The sequence below is a fragment of the Alcaligenes sp. NLF5-7 genome, from assembly GCF_024266725.1.
Taxonomy (GTDB): domain Bacteria; phylum Pseudomonadota; class Gammaproteobacteria; order Burkholderiales; family Burkholderiaceae_B; genus Alcaligenes; species Alcaligenes phenolicus.
This window is the reverse complement of record NZ_CP100755.1, coordinates 3,598,581-3,620,684: the sequence shown is the minus strand read 5'-3', so window position 1 is coordinate 3,620,684 and position 22,104 is coordinate 3,598,581. Positions and strand designations below refer to the sequence as shown.

21 protein-coding genes are annotated in these 22,104 nt (G+C 57.8%); 3 read left to right on the top strand and 18 right to left on the bottom strand.

Features of this window, described 5'->3' with window-relative positions; translation table 11 throughout:
* Positions 1–16: 16 nt before the first annotated feature.
* The 4 genes from cpaB to MID00_RS16610 are packed head-to-tail and all read right to left on the bottom strand — an operon-like array spanning position 17 to position 2,512.
* The gene (gene cpaB / locus MID00_RS16625) at positions 17–898 is read right to left on the bottom strand and encodes a Flp pilus assembly protein CpaB (protein ID WP_254499142.1); all 882 of its coding nucleotides are present in this window, start codon (positions 896–898) and stop codon (positions 17–19) included.
* Positions 895–1,515 (bottom strand): hypothetical protein, encoded by a 621-nt coding sequence (locus MID00_RS16620; protein ID WP_250755804.1) that lies wholly within the window; start codon positions 1,513–1,515, stop codon positions 895–897. Before MID00_RS16620 ends, cpaB begins: the two co-directional genes overlap by 4 nt.
* The gene (locus MID00_RS16615; RefSeq protein ID WP_254499141.1) at positions 1,512–2,114 is read right to left on the bottom strand and encodes a pilus assembly protein TadE; all 603 of its coding nucleotides are present in this window, start codon (positions 2,112–2,114) and stop codon (positions 1,512–1,514) included. Before MID00_RS16615 ends, MID00_RS16620 begins: the two co-directional genes overlap by 4 nt.
* Positions 2,111–2,512 (bottom strand): hypothetical protein, encoded by a 402-nt coding sequence (locus tag MID00_RS16610; RefSeq protein WP_254499140.1) that lies wholly within the window; start codon positions 2,510–2,512, stop codon positions 2,111–2,113. Before MID00_RS16610 ends, MID00_RS16615 begins: the two co-directional genes overlap by 4 nt.
* A 210-nt stretch (positions 2,513–2,722) precedes the next feature.
* On the opposite strand from MID00_RS16610, the gene MID00_RS16605 reads away from it, so the two are divergent.
* Positions 2,723–4,177, top strand: a complete 1,455-nt coding sequence (locus tag MID00_RS16605) for an integrase arm-type DNA-binding domain-containing protein (protein WP_254499139.1) — start codon at positions 2,723–2,725, stop codon at positions 4,175–4,177.
* Between the two features lie 241 nt (positions 4,178–4,418).
* Here the strand turns inward: MID00_RS16605 and MID00_RS16600 are convergent, their stop codons facing one another.
* The 6 genes from MID00_RS16600 to MID00_RS16575 form a co-directional block, all read right to left on the bottom strand.
* Positions 4,419–6,398, bottom strand: a complete 1,980-nt coding sequence (locus tag MID00_RS16600; RefSeq protein WP_254499138.1) for an ATP-binding protein — start codon at positions 6,396–6,398, stop codon at positions 4,419–4,421.
* A 167-nt stretch (positions 6,399–6,565) separates the two neighbouring features.
* Positions 6,566–7,693, bottom strand: coding sequence for a phosphoribosyltransferase (locus MID00_RS16595; protein WP_254499137.1), 1,128 nt, complete (start codon positions 7,691–7,693; stop codon positions 6,566–6,568).
* Between the two features lie 90 nt (positions 7,694–7,783).
* Positions 7,784–9,511, bottom strand: a complete 1,728-nt coding sequence (locus tag MID00_RS16590; protein ID WP_254499136.1) for a DNA-processing protein DprA — start codon at positions 9,509–9,511, stop codon at positions 7,784–7,786.
* Positions 9,508–10,749, bottom strand: coding sequence for an HAD hydrolase-like protein (locus tag MID00_RS16585; RefSeq protein ID WP_254499135.1), 1,242 nt, complete (start codon positions 10,747–10,749; stop codon positions 9,508–9,510). The genes MID00_RS16590 and MID00_RS16585 overlap by 4 nt, the downstream gene beginning before the upstream one ends.
* 46 nt (positions 10,750–10,795) lie before the next feature.
* On the bottom strand, positions 10,796–12,247 hold the full coding sequence (locus MID00_RS16580) for a nuclease PIN (protein WP_254499134.1): 1,452 nt from the start codon (positions 12,245–12,247) through the stop codon (positions 10,796–10,798).
* Positions 12,247–14,118, bottom strand: coding sequence for an SIR2 family protein (locus MID00_RS16575; RefSeq protein ID WP_254499133.1), 1,872 nt, complete (start codon positions 14,116–14,118; stop codon positions 12,247–12,249). The genes MID00_RS16580 and MID00_RS16575 overlap by 1 nt, the downstream gene beginning before the upstream one ends.
* A 406-nt stretch (positions 14,119–14,524) precedes the next feature.
* Here MID00_RS16575 and MID00_RS16570 point away from each other — a divergent pair, with 406 nt between their 5' ends.
* Both MID00_RS16570 and MID00_RS16565 read left to right on the top strand, forming a co-directional pair.
* Complete coding sequence (locus MID00_RS16570) at positions 14,525–14,833, top strand: hypothetical protein (protein WP_254499132.1); 309 nt, start codon at positions 14,525–14,527, stop codon at positions 14,831–14,833.
* 152 nt (positions 14,834–14,985) lie between these two features.
* Positions 14,986–16,020 (top strand): SAV2148 family HEPN domain-containing protein, encoded by a 1,035-nt coding sequence (locus MID00_RS16565; protein WP_254499131.1) that lies wholly within the window; start codon positions 14,986–14,988, stop codon positions 16,018–16,020.
* A gap of 4 nt (positions 16,021–16,024) precedes the next feature.
* Here MID00_RS16565 and xopAX read toward each other — a convergent pair whose 3' ends face one another.
* The 8 genes from xopAX to MID00_RS16525 all read right to left on the bottom strand — a co-directional run bounded on the left by xopAX (position 16,025) and on the right by MID00_RS16525 (position 22,101).
* A complete protein-coding gene (xopAX, locus tag MID00_RS16560) occupies positions 16,025–17,026 on the bottom strand; it encodes a XopAX family type III secretion system effector (RefSeq protein ID WP_254499130.1) in 1,002 nt (333 codons plus the stop codon).
* A 59-nt stretch (positions 17,027–17,085) separates the two neighbouring features.
* Positions 17,086–17,337, bottom strand: a complete 252-nt coding sequence (locus MID00_RS16555; RefSeq protein WP_254499129.1) for a type II toxin-antitoxin system prevent-host-death family antitoxin — start codon at positions 17,335–17,337, stop codon at positions 17,086–17,088.
* A 65-nt stretch (positions 17,338–17,402) separates the two neighbouring features.
* Positions 17,403–17,621 carry a DUF2274 domain-containing protein gene (locus MID00_RS16550; protein WP_254499128.1) on the bottom strand — a complete coding sequence of 73 codons (219 nt, stop codon included), beginning with the start codon at positions 17,619–17,621 and terminating at the stop codon, positions 17,403–17,405.
* Positions 17,622–17,628: 7 nt separating this feature from the next.
* Positions 17,629–18,780, bottom strand: a complete 1,152-nt coding sequence (locus MID00_RS16545; protein WP_368044568.1) for a TrbI/VirB10 family protein — start codon at positions 18,778–18,780, stop codon at positions 17,629–17,631.
* Positions 18,781–18,965: 185 nt separating this feature from the next.
* The gene (gene trbG, locus MID00_RS16540; protein ID WP_254499127.1) at positions 18,966–19,949 is read right to left on the bottom strand and encodes a P-type conjugative transfer protein TrbG; all 984 of its coding nucleotides are present in this window, start codon (positions 19,947–19,949) and stop codon (positions 18,966–18,968) included.
* Complete coding sequence (gene trbF / locus MID00_RS16535) at positions 19,946–20,644, bottom strand: conjugal transfer protein TrbF (RefSeq protein WP_254499126.1); 699 nt, start codon at positions 20,642–20,644, stop codon at positions 19,946–19,948. The genes trbG and trbF overlap by 4 nt, the downstream gene beginning before the upstream one ends.
* Before the next feature lie 9 nt (positions 20,645–20,653).
* The gene (gene trbL, locus MID00_RS16530; RefSeq protein WP_254499125.1) at positions 20,654–21,880 is read right to left on the bottom strand and encodes a P-type conjugative transfer protein TrbL; all 1,227 of its coding nucleotides are present in this window, start codon (positions 21,878–21,880) and stop codon (positions 20,654–20,656) included.
* Between the two features lie 2 nt (positions 21,881–21,882).
* Complete coding sequence (locus tag MID00_RS16525; RefSeq protein ID WP_254499124.1) at positions 21,883–22,101, bottom strand: hypothetical protein; 219 nt, start codon at positions 22,099–22,101, stop codon at positions 21,883–21,885.
* Positions 22,102–22,104 lie beyond the last annotated feature (3 nt).

Here is a 22,104-nt window from a genome sequence, read left to right as displayed (position 1 = left end):
CAATAGCGATTTTTGCTCATGGCTGCTGCCCCACAGAAAAGCCGTCCGGCATATCCAGCCAACCCAGACGCTCCACTTCTGTCTGGCCAAGTTGCCCTGCCGGTCTGTTGCCGTACAAAACTTGTACAGGCTGTTTGGGCCTTGCACCCGGCCCCAGACCCAGAATGTCAGCCAGCTCACCCCGCACGGCAGCCTGATGGGGTGTATGGTCATCCGGATTGCGCAGCAAGGCACTGATGCGTCCATGTTGCCTGGCTGCCAGCAACTTCAAGGCATCGTCCGGGCCTACATCCAGGGTCAAGGTGTTGTAGACGTCCTGATCCAATCTGGCCGTGGTCGAGCCTTCACCCGACCTTTGTCTGGTCGCCAGAACCAGAACAGACTGCAGCAAGGGGGCCGTTACCCGCCGCTGCCGATCATCAAAACTGACATAGATATCGATCAGATCTCCTGGCCGGATCAACCCCGACACCGAACTGATCGCATCCACCGGCACAGTCAGGGCACGCCTGCCAGAGAGCAATTGCTGTGAAAATGGACTGCTGACCTCCTGCACATGCGCCTTGCTGATCAAATCCCCTGCCCGCAAAGGCTGGCTGAGCACTTGCCCTAGCAGACTCTCAAACTGCGCTACATCCCAGCTGTCACTAGGCACCAGTTCAGCAGGAAAGGCGCGGGCGGCCAAATGCTCCGCCTGCAACACCGTCCCCGCTGTCAGACTGGAGGCGGCTACCACCCTATCCAATTGCACACGATGCGCCGCTTGCCGCAGAGCCTCTTCCTGCCGGTCCAAGTAACGGCTGCTGGTCCCGGCGGCCATCAAACCAGCCACCAAGGCCAGCAGGCCAAACCCTGCGCTGGGATGACGGCATAGCCACAAGAATTTCGCCCGTATCATGAGGCCTCCTTTCCACAGGCACGGCAGATCAAGAGCAAGTAGCGCTGCCGCTCATGCTCCAGCTCCATGACATCCAGTTCGGCCGGGCCTTTGCGCCAATAACGCTCGCCCGCCTCGGCTCCCCAGTCCTTGCGCCGCAAATCGGCTCGCCATCCAGGCTCGGCCTTCAACAGCCAGCTTTGCACTTGCCCTGGCTGTTCGTGTTGCCACAGGACGGCACCAGCAACGGGTGGCGCTGACCAAACCGATGAGGGGGAAACAGGCTGACTGTGTTCGGAAACACTTAACAAACCCGACAAGGTCGAGGCCTGTATATCCTCCAACCACAAAACGCAATTCCTGCCATCTTTGGCACGCAGAAATACCCATTGCCCTTCCAATCTGATTGCGCCGTAATGAGCTCCACAGAATGGCTCCAAACGAGAAGCCAAAGTCTGCGCATCCAGGTCTGTGCTCAGTCCCCAGCTATACACAGGTCCAACATCGGTCTGTGCCATTTGCCCTTGACCCCACTGAACTTGGGAGTCCTGCAAAGGTAGGAGCAAGGGCCGCGTTTTGGCCGGCAAAGGGCTGAACATCAAGAAAAACAGCAAGATCAAGGCAAGCAGCTGTCTCATGGTCGCTCCTTGGGGCCATGATCCGGCACGTAATCCTGCCACCGGCTCAGCCAATCCAAATCGGCTCGTGTCCGCCCCCAGGCCGCGTCCATAGGCCCTGCCTGCCGTATCGTTTCTCTGGCAGCGGGCCGGCTTGAGGCCATGGCCTCACCCCAAGCAGTCGTACTGTTTTCCAGACGCTGACGTGTTTGTTGTGTACTGCTAGCCTGCCCCGCAGCCGCCCACAGCCGGGATTGGCGCTGCAACTGTGTTTTGATGGACAGAGTTGCCAGCCAACGCGGCCACGGAATGGAAACACGCGACTGTGCCGTCCAGAATCCACTGCGCAAGCTCAAAAGCTCCCATTGCAAGGGCTGGGTTGTCGCTATCGGCGACTCCGAAAAACGGGTCGGTACTGCTTCTTGAACGGGGCTGCTCGCTGCTCGAACTGGCTTGCCATGGGCATCGTGCGTGAACAGGCTCAAGTGTGTACTCTGCTGCATTTGCTGCAAGCGATACTGCTGCTGCATCAGCCAACGTCCCGCCATCACCATCAGGCCCAACACCACACCCAGCAAACAGGCCTCGACCAGTGCGATCCCTTTTTGTCGCGTGTTCATAATTGGCGGCCTCCTGCATCCATCAGCCGTGCCTGCCAAAAGGGCAAAAACAGGCTGGGCTTGGCATCCACACCAGAATCTGCCCTATCCGGTGGCAGGGAGAAAAATGATTGCGCCGCCGCCCGTGTATGAACGGTTTGTCCCCAATGGCCTTGAGCCTGTAATGTCAGCACCAGATCGGGGCCTGCTCTCTTTTCAGAATCAGCCAAGGCATACCCGTCTACCCATGACCTTTGACTCCAGGGTCTGGCATCTCGCCGCGCCCAGGATTGCGCCACTGTATTGCCTTGAGCCGATAGCAAAGAGCTATTGCCCTGCTCCAGCGCCCACTTCCAGAAGCTCTGCCCTGAAAAGTCGTCTGGCGCATCAATTCCGGACGCATGAGTTGGCGTTTGCAAGGCCCACGCCATGGCATATTCGCGGTAGGAGCACAATTATCGTCGTCAAGAGGTATCGCGACGATTCAGGGATGAGCTATAATTAACCTTATAAATCAATAGGTTAGTTTCTTTTTGTCTCGTAACGGCTCATTTGAGCGCATGCACAAATGTCCCCGAATCCGTCCCTTGGTACGTTTTCAGGTACAGCTATAGCGTGAGGAGCAAGAAATGGCCCAACATCTCCTGACTGACCGTCAGGTAGCAGCCGCCAGACCCCGAGAAAAAGAGTATGTGCTCAGAGATGGCAGCGGACTCTATCTGCGGGTCATGCCGAGCGGTAGTAGAACATGGTACTACCGATACACGGATCTTTCAGGAAAGGCCGCAAAGTATGCCTTGGGATCGTATCCCGCCCGCACGCTAGCCAATGCGCGGGAAATCGCTGTCAAGTGCAAACGCTCTTTGCTCGATGGCATCGATCCCCGATCAAAGCCGCAGAACGTTCCAAAAACGGTCAACCAGGCAGTTGCCCAATGGATCAACGAATCCTTGAAGCGACGACGCAATGACCGCGGCATTTATGCCTGCCGACTCAGGCTAAAGAAAGACGTTCTTTCGCAGATCGGCAATAACCTGCTCCGCACCGTTACCCGTCCACAGATCATCGCTCTGTTAGACAGAGTTCGAACCAGCGGGCGACCCGCCCAAGCAGGATGCATCCTCATCGACCTTGTTCAAATGCTCAATTACGCGGAAGACCGCCACTGGATCGCCATGAACCCCGTACGCAATCTGAAAAAACGTGACCTTGATATCGTCGACGTCGTGAGAAAGCGCGTGCTTTTCCCTCACGAACTCGTCCTGCTTCGCAACGCCCTCACCCGCCACATCCGGATGACCAATGCCTGCAAAGCCGGCATATGGCTCTCCTTATCCACTCTGGCCCGAGCCGGTGAGCTGGCCCGGCTGCGCGTGCAAGAGATCGACTGGGAAAAGCGAACCTGGTTCCTCCACTCCCATCAGACCAAATCCAAGCGCGAACACCTTATCCACCTGTCCGAGTTCGCCTACCACTGGCTTTGCCAACTTCGTGATAGCCCGTTTCGGCGTGACGACTATCTTTTTCCAGGCACACGAGGCGCTGTGCACGCCAAGAATACGAGCTTTTCGCATCAGATCACCCAGCGTCAAAAAAAAGATGCACAGATTGAAGACGCTGGCACACTGGTCATGCCCAATGGCGCATGGGTGATGCACGACATACGACGAACCGGTGCCACACTAATGGGAGAGCTCGGTATTCCCGAGGAAGTCATCGAAAAATGCCTCAACCATCGCACCGCTGAAAGTGCTCTCGTCTATACCTACCAACAACAACAGCGGCTGCATGACCGAAAAGCTGCGTTCGATCTGCTCAGCGACTACCTGATCGCCCTGCTGGGGCATCCCAAGGACTGGCACAAGGTGCCGCAAGAAACCAACCCGGAACATGTGCTGCTGCCCAGCGCGCACACGCAATGGACAACGGCGTCCCATCTCCCCGAAAGCGATGAAAAGCTGCTGGCCGCACAAGTCGCACAAAAACTGCTCGCAGAGCTTCATCAGTCCCCAAGTGGCATCGACCGCCTACAGCTACAGAACCGGTTGAACGCGTTTCTGACCGAATCGGCGTCCTCCCACTAACTATGTGGTCAGTTCCAACGACACAGAAAGGCCCCTCGTTGTCGTTCTGGATTCAGGCTTTAACGGCAACTCTACAGCGGAATCGGCTCACCTAGCTCTAGTCACCCGCACGGTGAAAAGGGAAAAGGCCGCGCGGCAATGCCAGGGAACAATGCTTCCAGTCAAGCTTACGATGTGCGGAGAAAGCTCCATACAACCTTCCCATCCCGCCTACGCTCATTCGGTTGCGTCACTCTTGTTTTCAATGCTCCGTCTGCAACTCAGCAACCAAGTCCTCCCTGGTCGCAGCGGTGTAGTCATCTCGCTTGAGCTTGAGGTTGTCGAGCATGAATCCGTGAGTCAACTCAAACCCATCAAGCAACGTGTACCAATTCATAACGTATAGCTTCATGCGCGGGTCGTCTGTCACCAGCCCGGGGTCGTTGCGCGCAATGAGGTTATTCAAGCGACTAGGAATGATGGTGTCCGCTGACGATATTTGACGTCCGAGCAGAATGAGCTCGAAATGCATCTTTTCCGACTTGAACTCGGGCTGACGCTTGATGATGTCTGCATAGTCTTCGAGCTGTCGAAGGTGCTTCTTATTCAGCGAAATCGCCGGCCGCTTTATCTCCACCACGATACATCTGTAGACCTTGTTCCCCAAAGAGTCAGTAGACGGGAACTTACGTGCCAAAAAGAGGTCTGTTTGCCGCCTTGCCCCCGGCAGGTCCTCCTCATCGTCTACGTCGTCCATGCTCACGGAAGCTCGATCCATGACCTCATCACGCATTCGACGAGCCACTTTCGCAAAGGTGTCTTCTTCCGCACCGATAGTCTCGTAGCGTGGTCCGAACAGCCACGTGTTGTTCTCGATGATTTTCTGCAGGTCAGGCGTCTCGAGAACTTCGCGGTAGTGCTCGTTCATGACGTGTCGCAGCTGCTGTACTGCAGTGGCTCGTCGCTGCAATACCTCGATACTCGCGACGATGTTCTCTAGGGTCGTCCGATGCAGCTGTTTCGCGAGGGCTTGCATCGACTTCGCATCGAGCTCAAGCGCACCTTCTAGTACCTCGAACAGCGCCTCGTTCTCGTTTGAGACAGCGAGTCGGTCCAGCAGTCGAATAATGAGCTTCGCCTGCTTCTTGGTGGCGCTGTTGAACACACGCGGCTCGGCGATGTAGAGATTTCGTACCAAGTCACGGGTGTGCTGATGTCGCCACGCCCTCTCCGTATCATCCAGTCCTACGTAACTCGGGAAGTAGCCTTCATCCTCATAGCTCTGCACCACCTCTTCGGCTCGCATACGCAAGAACTTGTCGTAGATGGCCTGACTCAGGCGATCCAGCTGGGACTTAAACTTCTTCCAGGTTGGTGATGCCAGCGTGTGCGCTCCCGAATTCAGCAGATCCTGCTCTTTCGAGAAGGTATCAGCCCATGTCGACGTTACGCACACGCTGGTGAAGAAGTTAGGCTTCTGGTTAAGCGAACTCAGTACCTTGTAGACCGGAGTACCGCTGGAATTGAGCAGGTATAGGTACGATTTCTCCGAGGTGGGCCGCTGCTCCCAACGAATCACCTGAACTTGGAAGATAGCGTCGTCTGCCGCAATCTCCTGCTGCACCGCTTCATGCTTCGGAACCTGAATGGTGACGCCGTTTAGCACCACTTGTTTGTCGGGATGCACGGCAAGGTACCACCCGAACTCGACGGAGAACTTTTCGCGGAGCGCGTCCGACTCCGGCAGAACGCCCGTGAAATTCGTAAGCTCCACGAGAGTGCCTTTTCCCTGCTTCAGTATATCCGCCTTCTGCTCGACTTCGTCCAACAGCCGACCTTCGAAATCTTTGATGGTCGGCTCGGAAACATCGATGACTGCGTCAATGCCGTTGCACTTGGTGAACCATGAAGCGTTGCGGCAAAGCCGATGGAACGCAAGGCGTCCACGGCCATGCTCGCCCTTCAACGTGAGGCTCGCTTTCTTTGCCGATTCGTTAAAACTACCGAATGTTTCGTTCAGGGCGTCGAACTCAATACCATCACCATCGTCTAGTACAACAACCCGCTCCAAGCCATGCATCTCGTTCTCGATCACATTGATCGATACGAAACTCGCGGCGGCATCAAAGCCGTTCCAAACCAGTTCGAACAGAGGTTGCCAGGGCTCCGCATTCTTGAAGTGCTTCTTGATTCCGGAATTGCCGATGGCAGCACTGCCCTTCACGACTGGCTTTTTTGGCATCTGGTACACCTCCCTTTATGACGGTTTTTCCCTGACTCCTTGAACGAAGGGACACCGCTTTTCGCCTGAAATGGCGAGTCACGAAAGCGGGCTAACTGACCGCTTCTGCCCGATGGATGTCTAAGGTACCCAGTCAGTTTCGCTATATAAATCAACACACGTCTGCGTTATGAAATAAGCGTCTGCAACACCTGCTGGCTAGCGGGATTAGCCGTTCCGTGCAATTGTTCCGACGACTTAAAAACATACTGCCCTGCCATCACCGGCGCAAAAGGATCAGTCAAAATCTCAATGTCGTACTGCCGCAGTTGATTCCCGAATTTTCCAAGCGCAAGGCCTGTGACCGAAGCAACACCCGCCTTGCGCAAGAACGCGGCCGCCACCCCAAACGACACGCCATACGTGGTGCAGTCATCCACCACAATGACGTGCTTACCCCGCAGCTGATTGCCGGTGTTGTATCTAGGATTCAAATGAACCGTCTGCATCTGTCCGCTTGGATCGGTACGATCCCCCCCACCTCCCGCAGATCGCTTCACCGACGGGGTATGCCGAATAAAAAGTGGCTCGCCGCGCTCGGCATAACGAACCCGTGAAACGGTAGTCCGCAAACGATGCGTAAAGTCACACAAGGTATCGCTGTCATCGTTTGCACTTTGAGAGGACGGATACACCCCCCAAACCAAATTTTTGACTGTATCCGCACCGTCTATAAGTAAGGAGCGCGCGGTGACCGCCAGCAAGGCATTAAGGCGAGCGCCTCCATTTTTTACGGTATTCGTCAACCGCCGCGCAAAGTCCTGCTGTGTGATCGACTTACCATATCCAGATAAATCAGAGAGTGCCCGCACACAATAATGCGGTGCGTCACCGCTAAACCACCAATGCCCTGACCAGCCCGCAGTCAACTGAATTACCTGAGCAAACTCATCCGCATCACGAACGCGTATACCAAGAGATTGCACCTGGTTTCCCGCCGACGCCCCGGTAGCCACAAGCAGCGCCCGCCCGTTCTTACCCATCTGGACGTCCACATCCTTGGACGCCAGAACAATGACATCAAACGGATTCAACTTAAACCGCTCGGCGTTACGCGAGACAATTTCACCAGACTGACGGCCCCGCTCCTGCAAAAACTGTACGCCGCTGCCACCAAATACGTCCTGAAACCAGTGCGGTTTCGCATGATTCGAGATCAAAGCCACAGGATTACCCGCCCGCTTAGCCTCGATCAGTACATTGACGAACTCAGGATCCGGCGCGCCGGCGCGTAGCACCGCGTCAGGTGAAGTCATTATGATCAGCATCCTCAACCCTTTATTCTTATTACGCGCTCTTCGCGTCTTTGCTCCGTCACGTCACCCAACGCAGACAGATATTGTTCGCTACACACGTAAACCTCTCGAAATCAAGGCATTAAATGCCGTCACAAGATCATCAAAACGGAGGTCAGCACCGCCGGACAATGGGTACGCCCCGTCCCCCTCCTCGGCAAACTTCAACGGCTGAAGCAATGTACCCAAAAATTCGTCCAGCATCCCGCGTAAGAAATCGGGCTCTTGCTCTGGCATTGCCATGCCGCCCAGTTCGTACTGCTGTGGGATCCTCGGACTCCCCATGCTTTTGGTGGCGAACAGGTCGTTCTGTACAGGATGAGTCTCCCCAGTCAGTTCCGTCAGCGAATCTATGGCCCGTTTCATATGCACGAGCATGTCTTCGACGACGAACTGAATCGTCAAGCGACGTTCTTTATCCGTAATAGCCCGGCTATCAGCATATAGACGGTTCAATAGATCCAGCTGCATCTGGAGATATCGAAACCGCGCTGACAACGCCACCAACAAATCAACATCAGGCACCTGGGATGCATTTTTTTTAGCGCCTTGAAAATCCTCGGAGGGTATCTGCTGAATGCTCAAGTCGGACAGCGTGGCCTTATCAAGTACGATCCGGTGCAACGCAGGCTCGCGCAAGGAAGCAGGCCTTTCGGAAATAACGGTCGCTGCCCCATCATTTTGTCCAGCGCTCGATGGGCTACCGTTGCTCGTCACACCGACGTTGCTTGCATGCGCATTCGCCGATGCTGGCTTAGCCGGGACGTTCGATATCGATTGAGGGTCGCCACGTTGTACGTGGAGCGGCCCCGATGACCCTGCGTGCGCGACCTCCTCCCCAGGGGCGATCAGCTGAAAATAGTCGTCGCGGCTATGCAGTACGATCACTCTGTTGAGGTGACTTTTGGAACAACGCAATAGATCCATTCGTTGATCGTCGTTCCCATCGGCGATCAGCAGATTGGCTTGTACCTTGGGCTCTTCTCTTTCGCGGTCCTTTTCCGTGGGATACGGAACGGCGAGCCAACGGCCATAATCCAGCGATGCACGCGACGCATACAGGCTGCCGCCTTTGATATCGGATTGAATCATCACCACCCCTTGGGCCAAGCCCGCCTGGGTGCGATCCCGCTTCACATACTGTTGACTGCGCACGGTTTGCCCGAAAGGATACTCGCTGACCAGCGCCCCGCCGGAGGCAAGAATATTTTCCGCTAGCTTCTTGTGCTTGGCCGGCGCAATCATCTGCAGCCCGTGCGCCAGCACAGCCACCGTATGGCCACCGGCATCCAGCGTCACCTGATGCGCCACAGCATCACTCCCTATTGCCAAACCGCTAACAATGCTCCACCTTTGTTCGATGAAGAACTTCGCAATGCTCGTAGCAATACGCTGGCCATGCATGGTGGGCTCGCGCGTGCCAATGATCGCTACCGAGCGCTCCGGCGGCTGGGCAAGCGTACCTTTGACAAACAGTATGAAGGGATCGTCCTTGGTGGCCGCCAGCAACGGCGGATACTCCGCATCCAAAGCGGAAAGAATCCGCGCCTCGTGCCGATGTGCCTCATCAACTTGGTGTGCTGCGGCATTCTGAGCATTCGCCCATGCGTCGGATTCCGACAGAGCCTTTTCTATAGCAGGAACAGCCTTTGCCAGTTCGTCTATCGGCTTATCGCAAAAGCCAGGCAGGGCCGCTGCTTTTTTCAGCGCGGCCGGCCCCACCCCTTTCAACATTGACAGGGTCAGCAGCTTTAGCGTGGCTGGCGAAACAACACTCATACAATCTTGCCTATATTTTTAGTCAAGGACAGACGCGTGACATCCTTGATACCAATCGCGTTGAGATATTTCCCTGCGTAGATCAATGAAGCCCCTGTTGTCGTCACATCGTCAATCACCAAATAGGATGTGTTTTCGGCTACCTCTTCAGGATTTCGTACGTATAAGTGATCTCTCACATTCATAAACCGCTCATCTCGACCCAAATAATCATTGTGTTGCGACTTGACGCCCTGTTTGTATGCCAGCAGTTCCGGCTGGCAAATAATCTCAAAACCCTCAATCGGCCGTTCTTCCACAGACTGCTCAAGCTGTTTGAGCAACATCTCCAAGCGCGCTTTTCGTCCAGGTCGGTGCGGCACCACACTTACCACGACACGCAATACGCCAAACCACACTACGTAATGGTTATCAATGAAATGCCGAATCGCGGCAATCCATTCATCGGGAAATACATCCGCCTCCTTATTATCCCCAATAGATTCCGTTAGGGCATGCCACTGTTTGCGATACTTCACAGACTCGTAGTTGGCAAAGGATCTACCGGCCACATAAATTGGGTACGCAGACCGATCCCCACCCGCCACCTGCGGAACGAAATGATTGATTTTATCGAAACGTGGCATCTGCGACGGCTCCCCATCAGCCAGTAGTCGCTCCAGCTCGGGAAGATGAGACAGCGGTCGACGCAAAACGCCCAATAAGCCCTCGGGAGCGTCGATGACCGCGTCTGGGACAAGTCCTACGGCGTTCCAGTGCATGGGCTCTTTACGGTACGGCCAAGCGCTGCTATCCAGCGCCACCACGCATCCGCAATGATAGCCAGCGGACACGTCCACATCATTGTCCCCCACCAAAACCACTCGATCGAGGCGGTCAACGTCGAAGGTCGCCATCGCCAGGTCGATTCCATCCCCATAGGGCTTGGTTCGCTCTACACTCTCATAGGCCACCACAATGTCCCACTGGAACCCCGGATACGCCCAGTCCAACACCGTCAGCGCATAGCTTTGGGGAGACCGGGTAAATACACCCAGCTTCAATTGAGGAAATTCTGCACGTATCCGCCGCAAGAGCTCAATGCTATAAATATGCCGCCCGTCCTCCGCCTCTAGCTGCTCTGTCAGCGCGTGTAACCGTTGGGGGTCGCTGTTACGTTTACATGCCTCCCGTATCTCCTTCAGATCCGACGTACGAACCAGCGTGTCATCCAGGTCGAATAGGCAAATATCAAACATGCGGACTTATCTCCTCGTCATCAGTGCTTTGTCTACGCTGGCGGCGCTACATGAATAGTCGGTACGGGTAAATCTTGCCGGGCAGGTCCGGCACGTTGGCGATGGTTCTGGCTAACCGTTGGGAGTACCGGATACTGACCGGCACCGGGTCATACAAGGCATCGTTGTTCCAGTCCATTTTGGATAGGGCAAGTGCCTCCGCAGCCACCACTTCCAGCGGGCCGCGTCCAGCATGGCGCGTAAGCAGCAGCGGCTTGGGAATGCTCTTTTTGCCTTGATAGTAGTCCCCGGTCGTGGACGCGTCGGGGGCATTGCCTGCCACCCACAGCAGCGCGGACACACCAGAACGCACGACGACCGTGCCGCGCGGCACGGGGTAAGCAGACGGCTTACTGGGCGGCACTTGCCTACCGGAATCGATCAGCCAAACACCCCGCCAGTTCGCTCGCGCACCGATTTCGATGCACTCGACCTCCGGAATACCCGCCAGCGCATCAAAGGCGCCGTCCAACTCTTCGGCCTTGAAAGCGGTGGTCTTGTGTATGACCAACCGCTTGGGCAGGCTGCCCCCGTTTCGGTCCTGATAGAGCGCTAGGCTACGCGCCAGCACCGCACGCATATCATCGCGGCTCAGGTACGGATTGCGCCTGGCCTCTTCGAGGTTCGTCACGGGGTCACGCGCCTCGAAAGCCACAAACTGCATGCCGCCGCCGTCCATATCGAACACTTGCGAGCAGCACGTCACAAAGTGCGCGTCACGTTGATCCCCTCGCAAGGCATACGCCAGGCCGATATAGGCCGTTTCATCGGGCACGCTCGGCACACGGGCCAACTTCCAGGGAATACCGCCCGCCTTGACATACAGTGCGATGGCAAGCCGCCAAGCCAGTGATGCCCGGTGCCTGAAATGAAAGGCCCTGTCGTTGATAACCTGCGTGGGAATGTTGTACTTGGCCCCCAGCGCCTTCAAGGCATCGTGCGCATCAAACGCCACACTTCGAGTCGCAGGCCCCCATGCTTCCGGAAAATGCACCACAACCACATCAAATTCGTTGCGCATCGCCTCTAGCCGACGCAGCGCCGCATCCATCGCCTGGTAAAGCCGTTGCTCCACCGTACCCTGCCCATCAAGCTGGCTAAGCGAATCAGGCCAACGGATATGGGTTGCTGGAGGGGCTGACACCAATCCCACGTTGAATAGCGCTTCGAACCCGGGATAAGTGGGAACATATTCGGTTCGATCTGAGGGTTGCAACGGATTTCGCAACATCGCCAACAACGTGCCGCGCTGCTTGAACGCGCTATCGGGGCCAACCGTGGCCACCCTCACATTCGCGGTAAAGGCGCCGAACGACCCTTTGGAAAACGGACCGTACCGGCTCAGGCCTCGAAGCGGATGAACATCCACGTCATCGGACTGCTCAGGAGAAAAGGCCAGCAACGGCTCATCGAGCAGCGTAAACGGTGGAAGCTTGGAGGCTAAGGGGTGATGCGCCATTACTTTGTCCTGTCAAAGTAATTGTCATGATGCGCCGGTCGACTCCAACCGGTCACCGGCGAGAACGCAAACACCGCATCCACCCCTTGCTCACTGGATAGACCGAACGCTGACAGTGTTTCGCTATCCGTCGTGGTCAACAAGGCCGCCCACGCATTGATGATGCCCGCCCATTGCCGGTTGTATTTCTGAACCCAGCGCTCACGTCGCCAGTCGCCGGCGGGATCGCCAGCTCGAGCAGCCGCAGGCCGACCCACTCCTTCGTCGTCCTGTCCTTCGCCTTCAGACGAGTCCACTCGCGGGACGTTCACGAAGGTAAAGGGTTCAAAACCACACCACCATCGGTCTTCGATCTGCTCCAACTTCACGAAGATACCTTCCTGATAAGGATAGCCGAGCTGAGGCACCGTACCCGTCAGCTCGGACGCATAGGCCGAACGAAGCGCCGCAAGCCGTGCCCGGCGCTCCTGCGCCCTTTCCGGAGCCTCATCGTCGCGGGGAGCCGCCACGATCAGCGAATGACCTGAACGCTTATAGCGAGGCAGCAACGGCCGGTACCGGGAAAGTGCCCTGACCATGGCCTCGTACAGTAAACCCAGCGCCCAGCTGTCCCGATCCGGGTTCAACTCAATCGTACCGGCTGGCTGCGCCTCGAAGTCCACCAGCGCCTCCACAACCTGTGCATCGTTGCCGAACACTGCCAACTCCCGACCCATGGCAGCCACGACCGCCCGGCATCTCTGCTCTTTCAACTGCTGGCGCACGTCCGCCGTGGTTGCCGTCTTGTTCAAGACCATGCGCCTTGCCACACGAGGCAACTCACTGACCAACAAAGCTGAATAACGCAGAACAGGAAAGGATCGGGCGTCTTCCGCAGGCAGCTTGACGGGCTCGAGCCGAGACGGTGCCCGATACTGCAATACGTGTTCCACCAGCACGTCCGATAGCTGAGTTTGCGCCAACAAATCCGCAGCCAGCTCATCGAAGGTCTTGGCTTCCACAATGGCGACATCCACGCCCGCGAGCACCGCATTGTCCAATAACGTTTGCACAGCAGGCAGCAATCGATTAGCCGACGACGTCACCCAGTACAGACCATTGGGATAGGGGTTCGGATCCCTTAACACCGATTCCAGCGCTTGCATCACAGAAGCGTCGCGCCCACTGTACCCCACGACCACCAGCCCAAAGCGTTTGCACGACTCCGTCAGGACGTGACGCATCCTTTCGTCTTGGTGTTCCAGTTCACTGTCGGTGTTTTTGATCTGGATGGACTGATAGTCCCCGTGCAGCTTGGCGATGAGCGGCCAGTCTGACTCATCCAGGCAACGCTGCGCCCGGTCTGCCGAATCCAGTGCGGCCACAACGGGCTTGACTCTGGCCTCCGCAGGCAACAGTGCATTGACTTCTGTCGCCGAATCTTCGACCAGCGCATCGAAATTGGTTGTGAAGACGCAGCTTAGCTGCTTGCTCGCCATCAAGACAGCCAGCATTCGATGGCCAAAGCAGGGCGTGCCCTTACGAATGGCATCATCAATGTACTGGCGCCGTTGCTTTTCGTTGGGGTATACCGCTTCGAAAGCCGCTGAGTACTCGCGAGGATCACCATCAGGCGGCAGTAACGCGGTCCGACGAAAGAAATCGTCGATTCGTTCAATCCAAAGCCGATCTCCCGCATCGACCTCTCGCAAGGAGTAGCCCGTCTCCCGGCAGAATATGCGCTTTTTGAAGTCGCCAATCATGGCATAACCGGTCGGAATGCCCGAAGCCGCCGAGGCGCCAGCGCCTAGGAACCAAGAGAACAAGCGAGGCCGCAGAGCTAACGTCGCTGCAAATTGCGCAGCGGCCATGACCGGAATGTTATTGGACAAAAGACAACCCCGACATGCTGTAAATAATACTTACATCCAGAAGAACCATATCACACGGCGACGTCAGTGTCATCGGTATTCAACCGGTGTCATTGGCGCTCATGGCTACGTAAATCCAGCACTACGGACGCGCAATCGCGAGACATCCCCGACTCAATCGCCGGATTGATGTGGCTAGCTTCCAAGACCAGACGTGATAAAAAGCCACTGCCAGATACGCTTACCACCAAGCGGAATTGGCCAGCAGCAGCTTCCAATTCAGTCACCCTTTAAAAAGCGGAGCTTTGAGCTAGAACAAGGCGATGTCCTGGTTCATGAGTCTACTGGTAGGATATGCGTGCCAGCGGACACACTTTCAACGCTCGCTGAGTGGCAACCGTAGACCTGTTACGAAGGAATAATGCTTATGAGTTGGCTGTGGACGTGGAAAGGAAAATCCTTCGGTTATAGGCGTGGCAATGAGCTTCGATTGCAAAACGGTATGCATATTGGAACCTTTATTGGCGACGAAATATATGGCATCGACGGCAAATATCTCGGTGAAGTTCGTAATGAAAGTCGCCTAATCGTGCGCAAGGCATCGAAAGGGAAATCTGGCCCCAAAGTGAGTCGGAAAATGAAACTTGTTGCTCAGGTAGGTCGTGTAAACATGATTGGCCTTGTCGGACTGGTCGGCTACGAGGACTTTCCTAGCCCCGAAACCTTTATTGCCTAATCCATTACCCGCAATCCCCAACCTTGCATCCAAGCCGCAGCTTGCTGTCCCCATACAACATCGAAGAAGCTTCGCAACGATAAACCAATGCCAGCAGATTTGGGGAAGCGTTTACGTTGTGCCAAAAGCCGAGTATCAAGAGAGTATCCGCAATGACAAGTCACCCCGCTGCCGATCAACCGCTCTTCGGCATCTCGGAGCTTTCGCCCGACATACTCAGGACCTACGCGCATCTCTGGCAGCTCGAAACATGGCTTCGGTGCCTGGTCTATGTTCAGCTTCGCGCCCTTGATGGCACAGAGTGGAAAATAAAAATCAATGCCGAGAAGGCAGTCGTCCCCAAGCGCAACGACAAACGGATGGTTCACATGCCGACACCGGAAGATGAGGTATTGAGCTTCATCCAACTGTCCGAGCTTCAGCGAGTCATCACCAATCACTGGCGCTTATTCGAGGCCTACCTTCCACCGAAGACAATCTGGGAAGCGAAGCTTGAAGAGGTGATCGCAATCCGGCACCGGATCGCACACTTTCGGTCGTTACATCAAGACGACCTGCCACGCATCAGACAGTTCCTGCGCGACATCGATCAGGGCTTCTGGCGCTTCTGCACGTCATACAACGACACGCATCCAGTCCTGCCTCAGACAAATGATGCGGTCGTCGCGCACTTCCTGCCCTTCGACCTGTTTCCATGGTCGAAAGTCCACGACAACAAGTGGGCTCGGATCGGTCATGCCGATCCGGCCGAACGCTTTGCGATGACGGTCGAGACCTTAGGCATGCCTTGGGCAACATGGGATGTGCCGATCGCAGGACGACCAGGCTTTCTCTATGACGTCAGTATCACGGCGCGCGGCACACGCCACTATGACTATCACAGGCTACTGCAATGGACAAAACTACAGCACAAACACGCCGTACATCTTTGCCTTGGCAACGGCGCGACAAGCTTTCGTGTGACGTTGCCAGCGATCCTCGGCGCGCCCAAGCTGATCGAAATCATCGAAGCCTTTTACGAGGGTGCACAAAATTGTGTACAGCCCGGCTCCGATGAACGTTCAGCCGCCGCAATCGAGACGATTGCGAACGAGTGGCCGGAATATGTTCTGGGCCCGCAGAACCCACTCACCTTCCTCTGTCCCGATATGTCCTGCGCATTTTTCCAAGGATTAGATCAACGCTAAGACCTTAGTCCTTCTTCTGTAGCACCTCAGGAGCAGGCTGTACGTCCTCAAGCAGGCGCCACACGAAGGTCGAGGCCTGTGACGGCTTGAGGTCGTGACGGACTCGACCTTCAAAATACAACGCGCAGAGGCCTGGAAATGCGTGAGGATAGAGATTGTGGTTCTCCTCAACACATGCCCTTTTGACGTAGCCGCAACATTCAAGCTCTTCGAACAACTCTCCAACGTCGGGACGATCTTCGTCGCCACGTACAGCATCAAAGAAATCGCGATCCTCGACTGTTACCTCACCCACAAGAGCGCTATAGAACGTTTCCCTAATGAAGTTCTGAGCAGCGCCAGAGAGATTCCCGAACTCGTTCCTCGAAGCATTAAGCACCTCGTCATCACGACACAACAGTAAAGTACAAACCGCATCAATCTCGGCCAAAGACATTTCAAGTAGGCCAAGGATTTGCTGAGGAGGCACGACGCGAACTGGCCAACGCAGATCTGGGTGGTTGTTGAAGTGGGCGTTGATGGCAGTAAACCGCCCTTTATGCTTCTTGAAATCGAAACATGGCAGAACCCACCATTCGTCGACTTTGGTTTCCAGACGCGCCTCATGCGCCTGTCGCTTCAGTGTTTTTAGCAGGGTATCCTCGGGATCGACAACGGGTTTGGGCGACTTCTGCTTGAGCGCTTGAGCGATTTTCGCAGCGTTGTCAGCCTCCCTATTGGACTTGATCTGAAAGCCCACGCGTCGCGACTCTCCACTGCTTTCAAATCTCAGCAAAAGGTCGACCCCGTTGTCATCAAGACCTTGATTCTCACTCGATTCACATCCAAGGCGTTCAAAGAAATTCAATATCGTTTCCAAACGCTCGCGCAGCGCGGATAGCAAGTAGGTGTGGCTGCTCAGCTCCTTCTCGGAGAACCGATTCGTGCCTTCGTCAGTAGACGGGCTATAGGCCAGAAGCTCAGCCAGGATCCCCAGCGGGGTGTAATTCTTATTGGTGATGCGCACAGCACTTCCTCATTGTTGTGAATTACGCTGAGCAATATTGCGAGCCCTCTCTATTGGCCTTAGAATTGCTCAATATCCGCCTCGACGGCGGTGTCCTTCAGTGCCAGCCGTTGGCGTGCGATGGTCACAAGGTCCCGGTCTGCCAGTTCTTCGACCAGCGCCTCAAACAATTTAGGCGTCACCATATAGAAAGCAGGCCGATTGTGATTGAGCACGGCCATAGGCTTTTCCCCCGCCGTACGCAGCACCTGTGCCGGGTTCTTCTTGAACTCGGACATACTGATGGAAAAATCGGCGTAAATGGCATCCATGGCGGTGCTCCTTTGAACTCTATTTAGAGTCAACTATAGAGCTTAATATAGGGCTCATCAAAACGCTACGCGCCACGCCGATCACGCCGAAACCCCCGATCCGTCGCCACGAACCGTTCCAACATGTGCGGAATCAACGCCGCCGCATCAACCTTTTCCCCATACAACTGACTATGCGCGGCGGCGTAGCGCTCCAGATCGTCCTTCAATTGCGCAGGTACGCTGATCGTCAGCTTGACCGCCTGTTGCTTGGGCAGCGGGCCTAATCGCAGTTTCGTCGCCATATCGTCCTCACCGGTTGATAAACAAAGGTCTATACGGTCTCAAGGTCACATCACGGTTGACGATGACTCGTACTGGCATACCCTGTCGAATCGTCAATGTGGGTTGAATGTTCATGTTGCGCCGGGTCATTTCCTGGCCCACCTGGTTAACGCTGTCCTGCACGCTATCGCGGGTCGCGATCACGATGCGCCCATCGCTGCCTGATGTATCAGGCGCAGCCAACTCGGCCCCCACCCCCAGCAAAGTCGTCAGTGCGGCGCCGGCCAGGATGCGATCCCAGTGCCAGTCCACCTCATCCTCCAAGCCGGCGAACCCGGCCGGATCCGTGGCGGCCAGGCTATCGAGCGTGACGGAGGACGTATCGGGCAGAATCACCCGCTCCCACACGGCCTGCACGCGGCTTTGGCCATAGGCCACCTGGCTGTTGTAGCGGCCCATGAGGCGCGAGCCTTGCGGGATCAACAGATGCGCGCCCGTCGCGCTGTCGTATACGGGCGAGGTGACGGTGGCCATCACCTCGCCGGGCAAGTCGGACTTGATGCCTGTGACAAGTGCCGCTGAAATCACGGTACCTGCCATCAGGGTGTACGGGGCGCGGGCAGCCGTCAGGCCATGAGCGCTTTGAGTGGCAACATCGCCGCCCCGCGCAAACGCCGCTTTGTTGTCCTGCAGATTCTGTGCAGGCACCGCGTCCACCGCACCGGCCTGCGCATCCGCATCGGCCAGCAGCGTCGCATCGAACCCAGCACCCAGTCCGCTGGAGGCAGATCCACCTCCCGCCACCGAGCCGCCGCGTTGGCTCGGCTTGTAGAACAAGGGAGAACGCGCGGCCTCTTCCGCTTCCTTCAGACGAGCCAGGCGTTCGGCCTCGGCCGCATCGGGTCCGCCATGCGGATGCATGCCGGCTTCGCGCTCGGCGCGCAAGACCGGCCGGCCCAGGTCGCCCGGCAAGGGATCGCCCAACACCGGCGGCAGCTCGGGCAGTTTCGGTTGAGGCAGTTGGCTGTAATCGCTGGGCAGCATGGCCAGCCCTTCGGCCCGTGAAATACGATCCACGTTATACAGCTCCGTTGGGTCCGCGCCCTTGCGCTCACGCGGCTGCAAGGACCAGATGGTCGCCATCATGACCAGCAGCGCCGCACCGCCGAGCAGCGCCATCAAGGTGCGCCGGTTCAGGCGCGTGACGGCCGCGGGCGCGGCGCGCAGCTCCAAGGCCTGCGCGTCCTCCTTGGGTGTCGACGATGACGACGCCGTAGGGTCCGCAACGGCCTGAAATCCCTGAGACGCGCCACCCGTGCCGGCGGCCCCCACCTCATCAAGCGACTCATCCCGATCCCCCGCAGTCATAAGCCCCTCCAGGCGGTCTTGCCATCGGTACGGCTGATGCGTACGGCCTGCGCCCGGTCACCGCCCAGGCGCAGTTCAACTGCACCAAACAGCCGGTCCACGATGTAGTACGGCGCCTGATAGCGATGATTGACCAGTTGCAAATCGCTGTCCGGCCCTACCATAAAAAGCGGCGGCAGATCACCCTGTGCGATACCGGCGGGAAACTGGATATACACCTTCTGCCCGTCATCAAAGGCGCGCAGCGGCCGCCAGGGCGGCGCATCGCCCGTGACCTCATAGCGGAATCGCAGTTGGTCCACTGACAGGCCCGCCGCCATCGGTGTGGTCAGGCGCGAGGCTTCGTCCTGCGCCTTGAGCGCATCGAGCCGATCCTGTGGATAGTCCCAGGACACCGAGGCCATCCAGGCCGATTCGGTGGAGGTCAGTTCCAACAGATAGATGCGCCGGTCCGTGGTCACCACCAGGTTGGTTTTCAGGCCCGGGCGTACGGGCTTGATCTGCAGATTGGCGCGAGCGCTCTGGCCGCTGCCGCTCATCGAATCGCCTACGATCCAGCGCACCGTGTCGCCAGCCGACATATCGATCAGGCGCTCGCCTGGCTGCAGCAAAATCAATGTGACCCGCCCCGGACTGGCGTATACCTGATACAGCGCGCCGTCCGAGTACGGCCAGACCTGGATGGCATTGATAAATCCATCACGCGTGGGCGCCATCCGGGCTTCCCGGTTGGCCTGCGCAATCCGCGTGGCCGGGCTGGCCGGCTCGGGCTTGATAGACCGGTCTTCGATGGCCTTGAGTTGCCCCGGCAGGGGCAGCGGCTCGGGAATGGTCACAACGTTGACCGGCGCGGGCGGCGCCACCGGAACAGTCTCTGCCACCACCGGCGGTTCATCCAAGGCGATGACGGGCGGCGGCGTGCCGTGCGTTGCGCAACCGGCCAGCGCCAACACAGTCAACAGGGAAACGAATGTCTTCATGGGGTGGTTCCTCCCGACAGTTGGCGGCTCCAGTTGATGCCGTCCACATAGATGCCCAAGGGGTTCTTGCGCAGCTTTTCTTCGGTTTTGGGCGGCTGCAGCACCACGGTCAGAATGGCCGTCCAGCGCTCGGTGCCGGCTAGCGCACCGTTCACGTAGCGGCGCTCGGCCCACTGCACCTGAAACGAGCGGTCGCTGGCGCGCACCACGCTGGCCACCTCCACCGTCACGGTTTCCTTGCCGATACGCGTAAACGGGTCGTTGGCCCGCGCATACTCGTTCAGGAATGCCGCGCCCCGGTCGGTGGTGTAGTCGTAGGCATCCAGCCAGTTCCGGCGCACAACGACCGGATCCAGGGAAATGGCCCGCACCTGATCCATGAAGCGCGCAAGGTGGTGCGCCACCTGCGGGTCAGCCGGCGGCCTCCAACCTTCGGCCCGGCCGACGGCCCGGACTTCGCCCAGGGTCGTCACTTCGATTACATAGGGCGTAACCAGCGATTGCGTCGAACGCCAGACATAGGCGCCCGACCCACCCAACGCCAGTAGAAAACACCCGAACGCCATCAGCCGCCAGTGGCGCGCCTGGGCGTGGGCGCTGCCCAGGCGGGCATCCCAGACCTGCCCCGCCTTCTGATAAGGCGTGACCGGTTCGGGCGTGTCGCTGTATTTGACCGAAGGTCGTCGAAATCGCATCGTCCCCTCCTAAGAATCCGAGCTGTCGCGCAAGGACGGACTGGCGCCGCCTCCCCCGCCACCGTCGCCCGCGCGCACCGCATGCGCAGCCAGCGTCGCGCCTTGCGCGGCACGCTGTCGACTTTGCGCCTGTTTTGCCCAGGCCGGCGGGTTCGACGCCACACCACCGGATGCCGCGGACGTACCCGAGCCGCCGGTCGCCGCCGCCGCGCCAGCGCGCGCCACACCGCCCAAGCCTGCGGCAGCCGCCTTCAAGCCGGTCTGCCCGGAAGCGCCCGCCGCCTGCGCATACGCCTGGCGTGCGCCACCGGCCATCGAGGCGCCGCCGCGCACGCCGGCCACGCCCGCCCGGGCCACCATGGCCCCGGTGCCGATCCCTGCGGCCGCCACACCCGCCACGCCCAGCGCCGTGCCGGCCGCAGCCCCCGCGCCCAACTGCGGCGCGCCCGACACCAGCCCCGTGGCGATGCCCGGCCCGAAGATGCCCAGTCCCAGCATGGCCAATGAGGCCAGCATGATGGCGGCCGCTTCGTCGAGCGTGGGCTCCGCACTCAACCCGGTCCGAAAATCGTTGAACACCAGCGTGCTGATGCCCACGATCACGGCCAGCACCAGCACTTTGAGGCCCGAGGCGATGACGTTGCCCAGCACCTTCTCGGCCAGAAACGCCGTCTTGTTCCACAAGGCAAAAGGCAGCACCACGAAGCCGGCCAACGTGGTCAGCTTGAATTCGATCAGCGTGATGAATAGCTGCACGGCCAGCACGAAGAAGCTCAGCACGACCACCACCCAGGTCAGGGCGAGTACGACGATGGTCTCGAAGTTGGCGAAGATGGAGGTAAAACCGGACAACTCGCCGATGCGTTCCAGCAAAGGCGCGGCGGTATCCACGCCCACCTGCGCCAGGCGACCGGGCTGCAGAAGTTGCGCGGCCGTAATGGTGTTGCCCGAGGCCACCAGTCCCATGCCGGCAAACGACCGGAACAGGATGCCCGCCAAGGCGTTGAAGTTGCCGATGATGAACGCGAAGGCGCCGACGTACAGGGTTTTCTTGAGCAACCGGCCCAGCACATCGTCGGCGCCGCCCAGGGCCCAGAACAGGCCCGCGAGCGTCATGTCGATGACCACCAGGGTGGCGGTCAGAAACGCGACCTCGCCGCCCAGCAGCCCAAAGCCGCTGTCGATGTAGCGCGAAAACACATCGGTAAAGCGGTCGATGACAGCCAGGTCGTTCACGGTTAAAAGCCCTCCACCGGTTGCGGCGTGTACTTGGCCTTACCGTCACCCATGAAGCGCTTGCGGTTCTCGGCGGCCTCGCGCATCACCCGATCCTCATCCTTCACCGCCGACTCCATCACGACGTCGGGATCGACGTTGCGCTCCTGCGCGTCGCCGCAGCCGGCCAAGGCCAACAGCACCACACCTCCCAGCCCCACGATATTGATAATCGTGCGCATGTC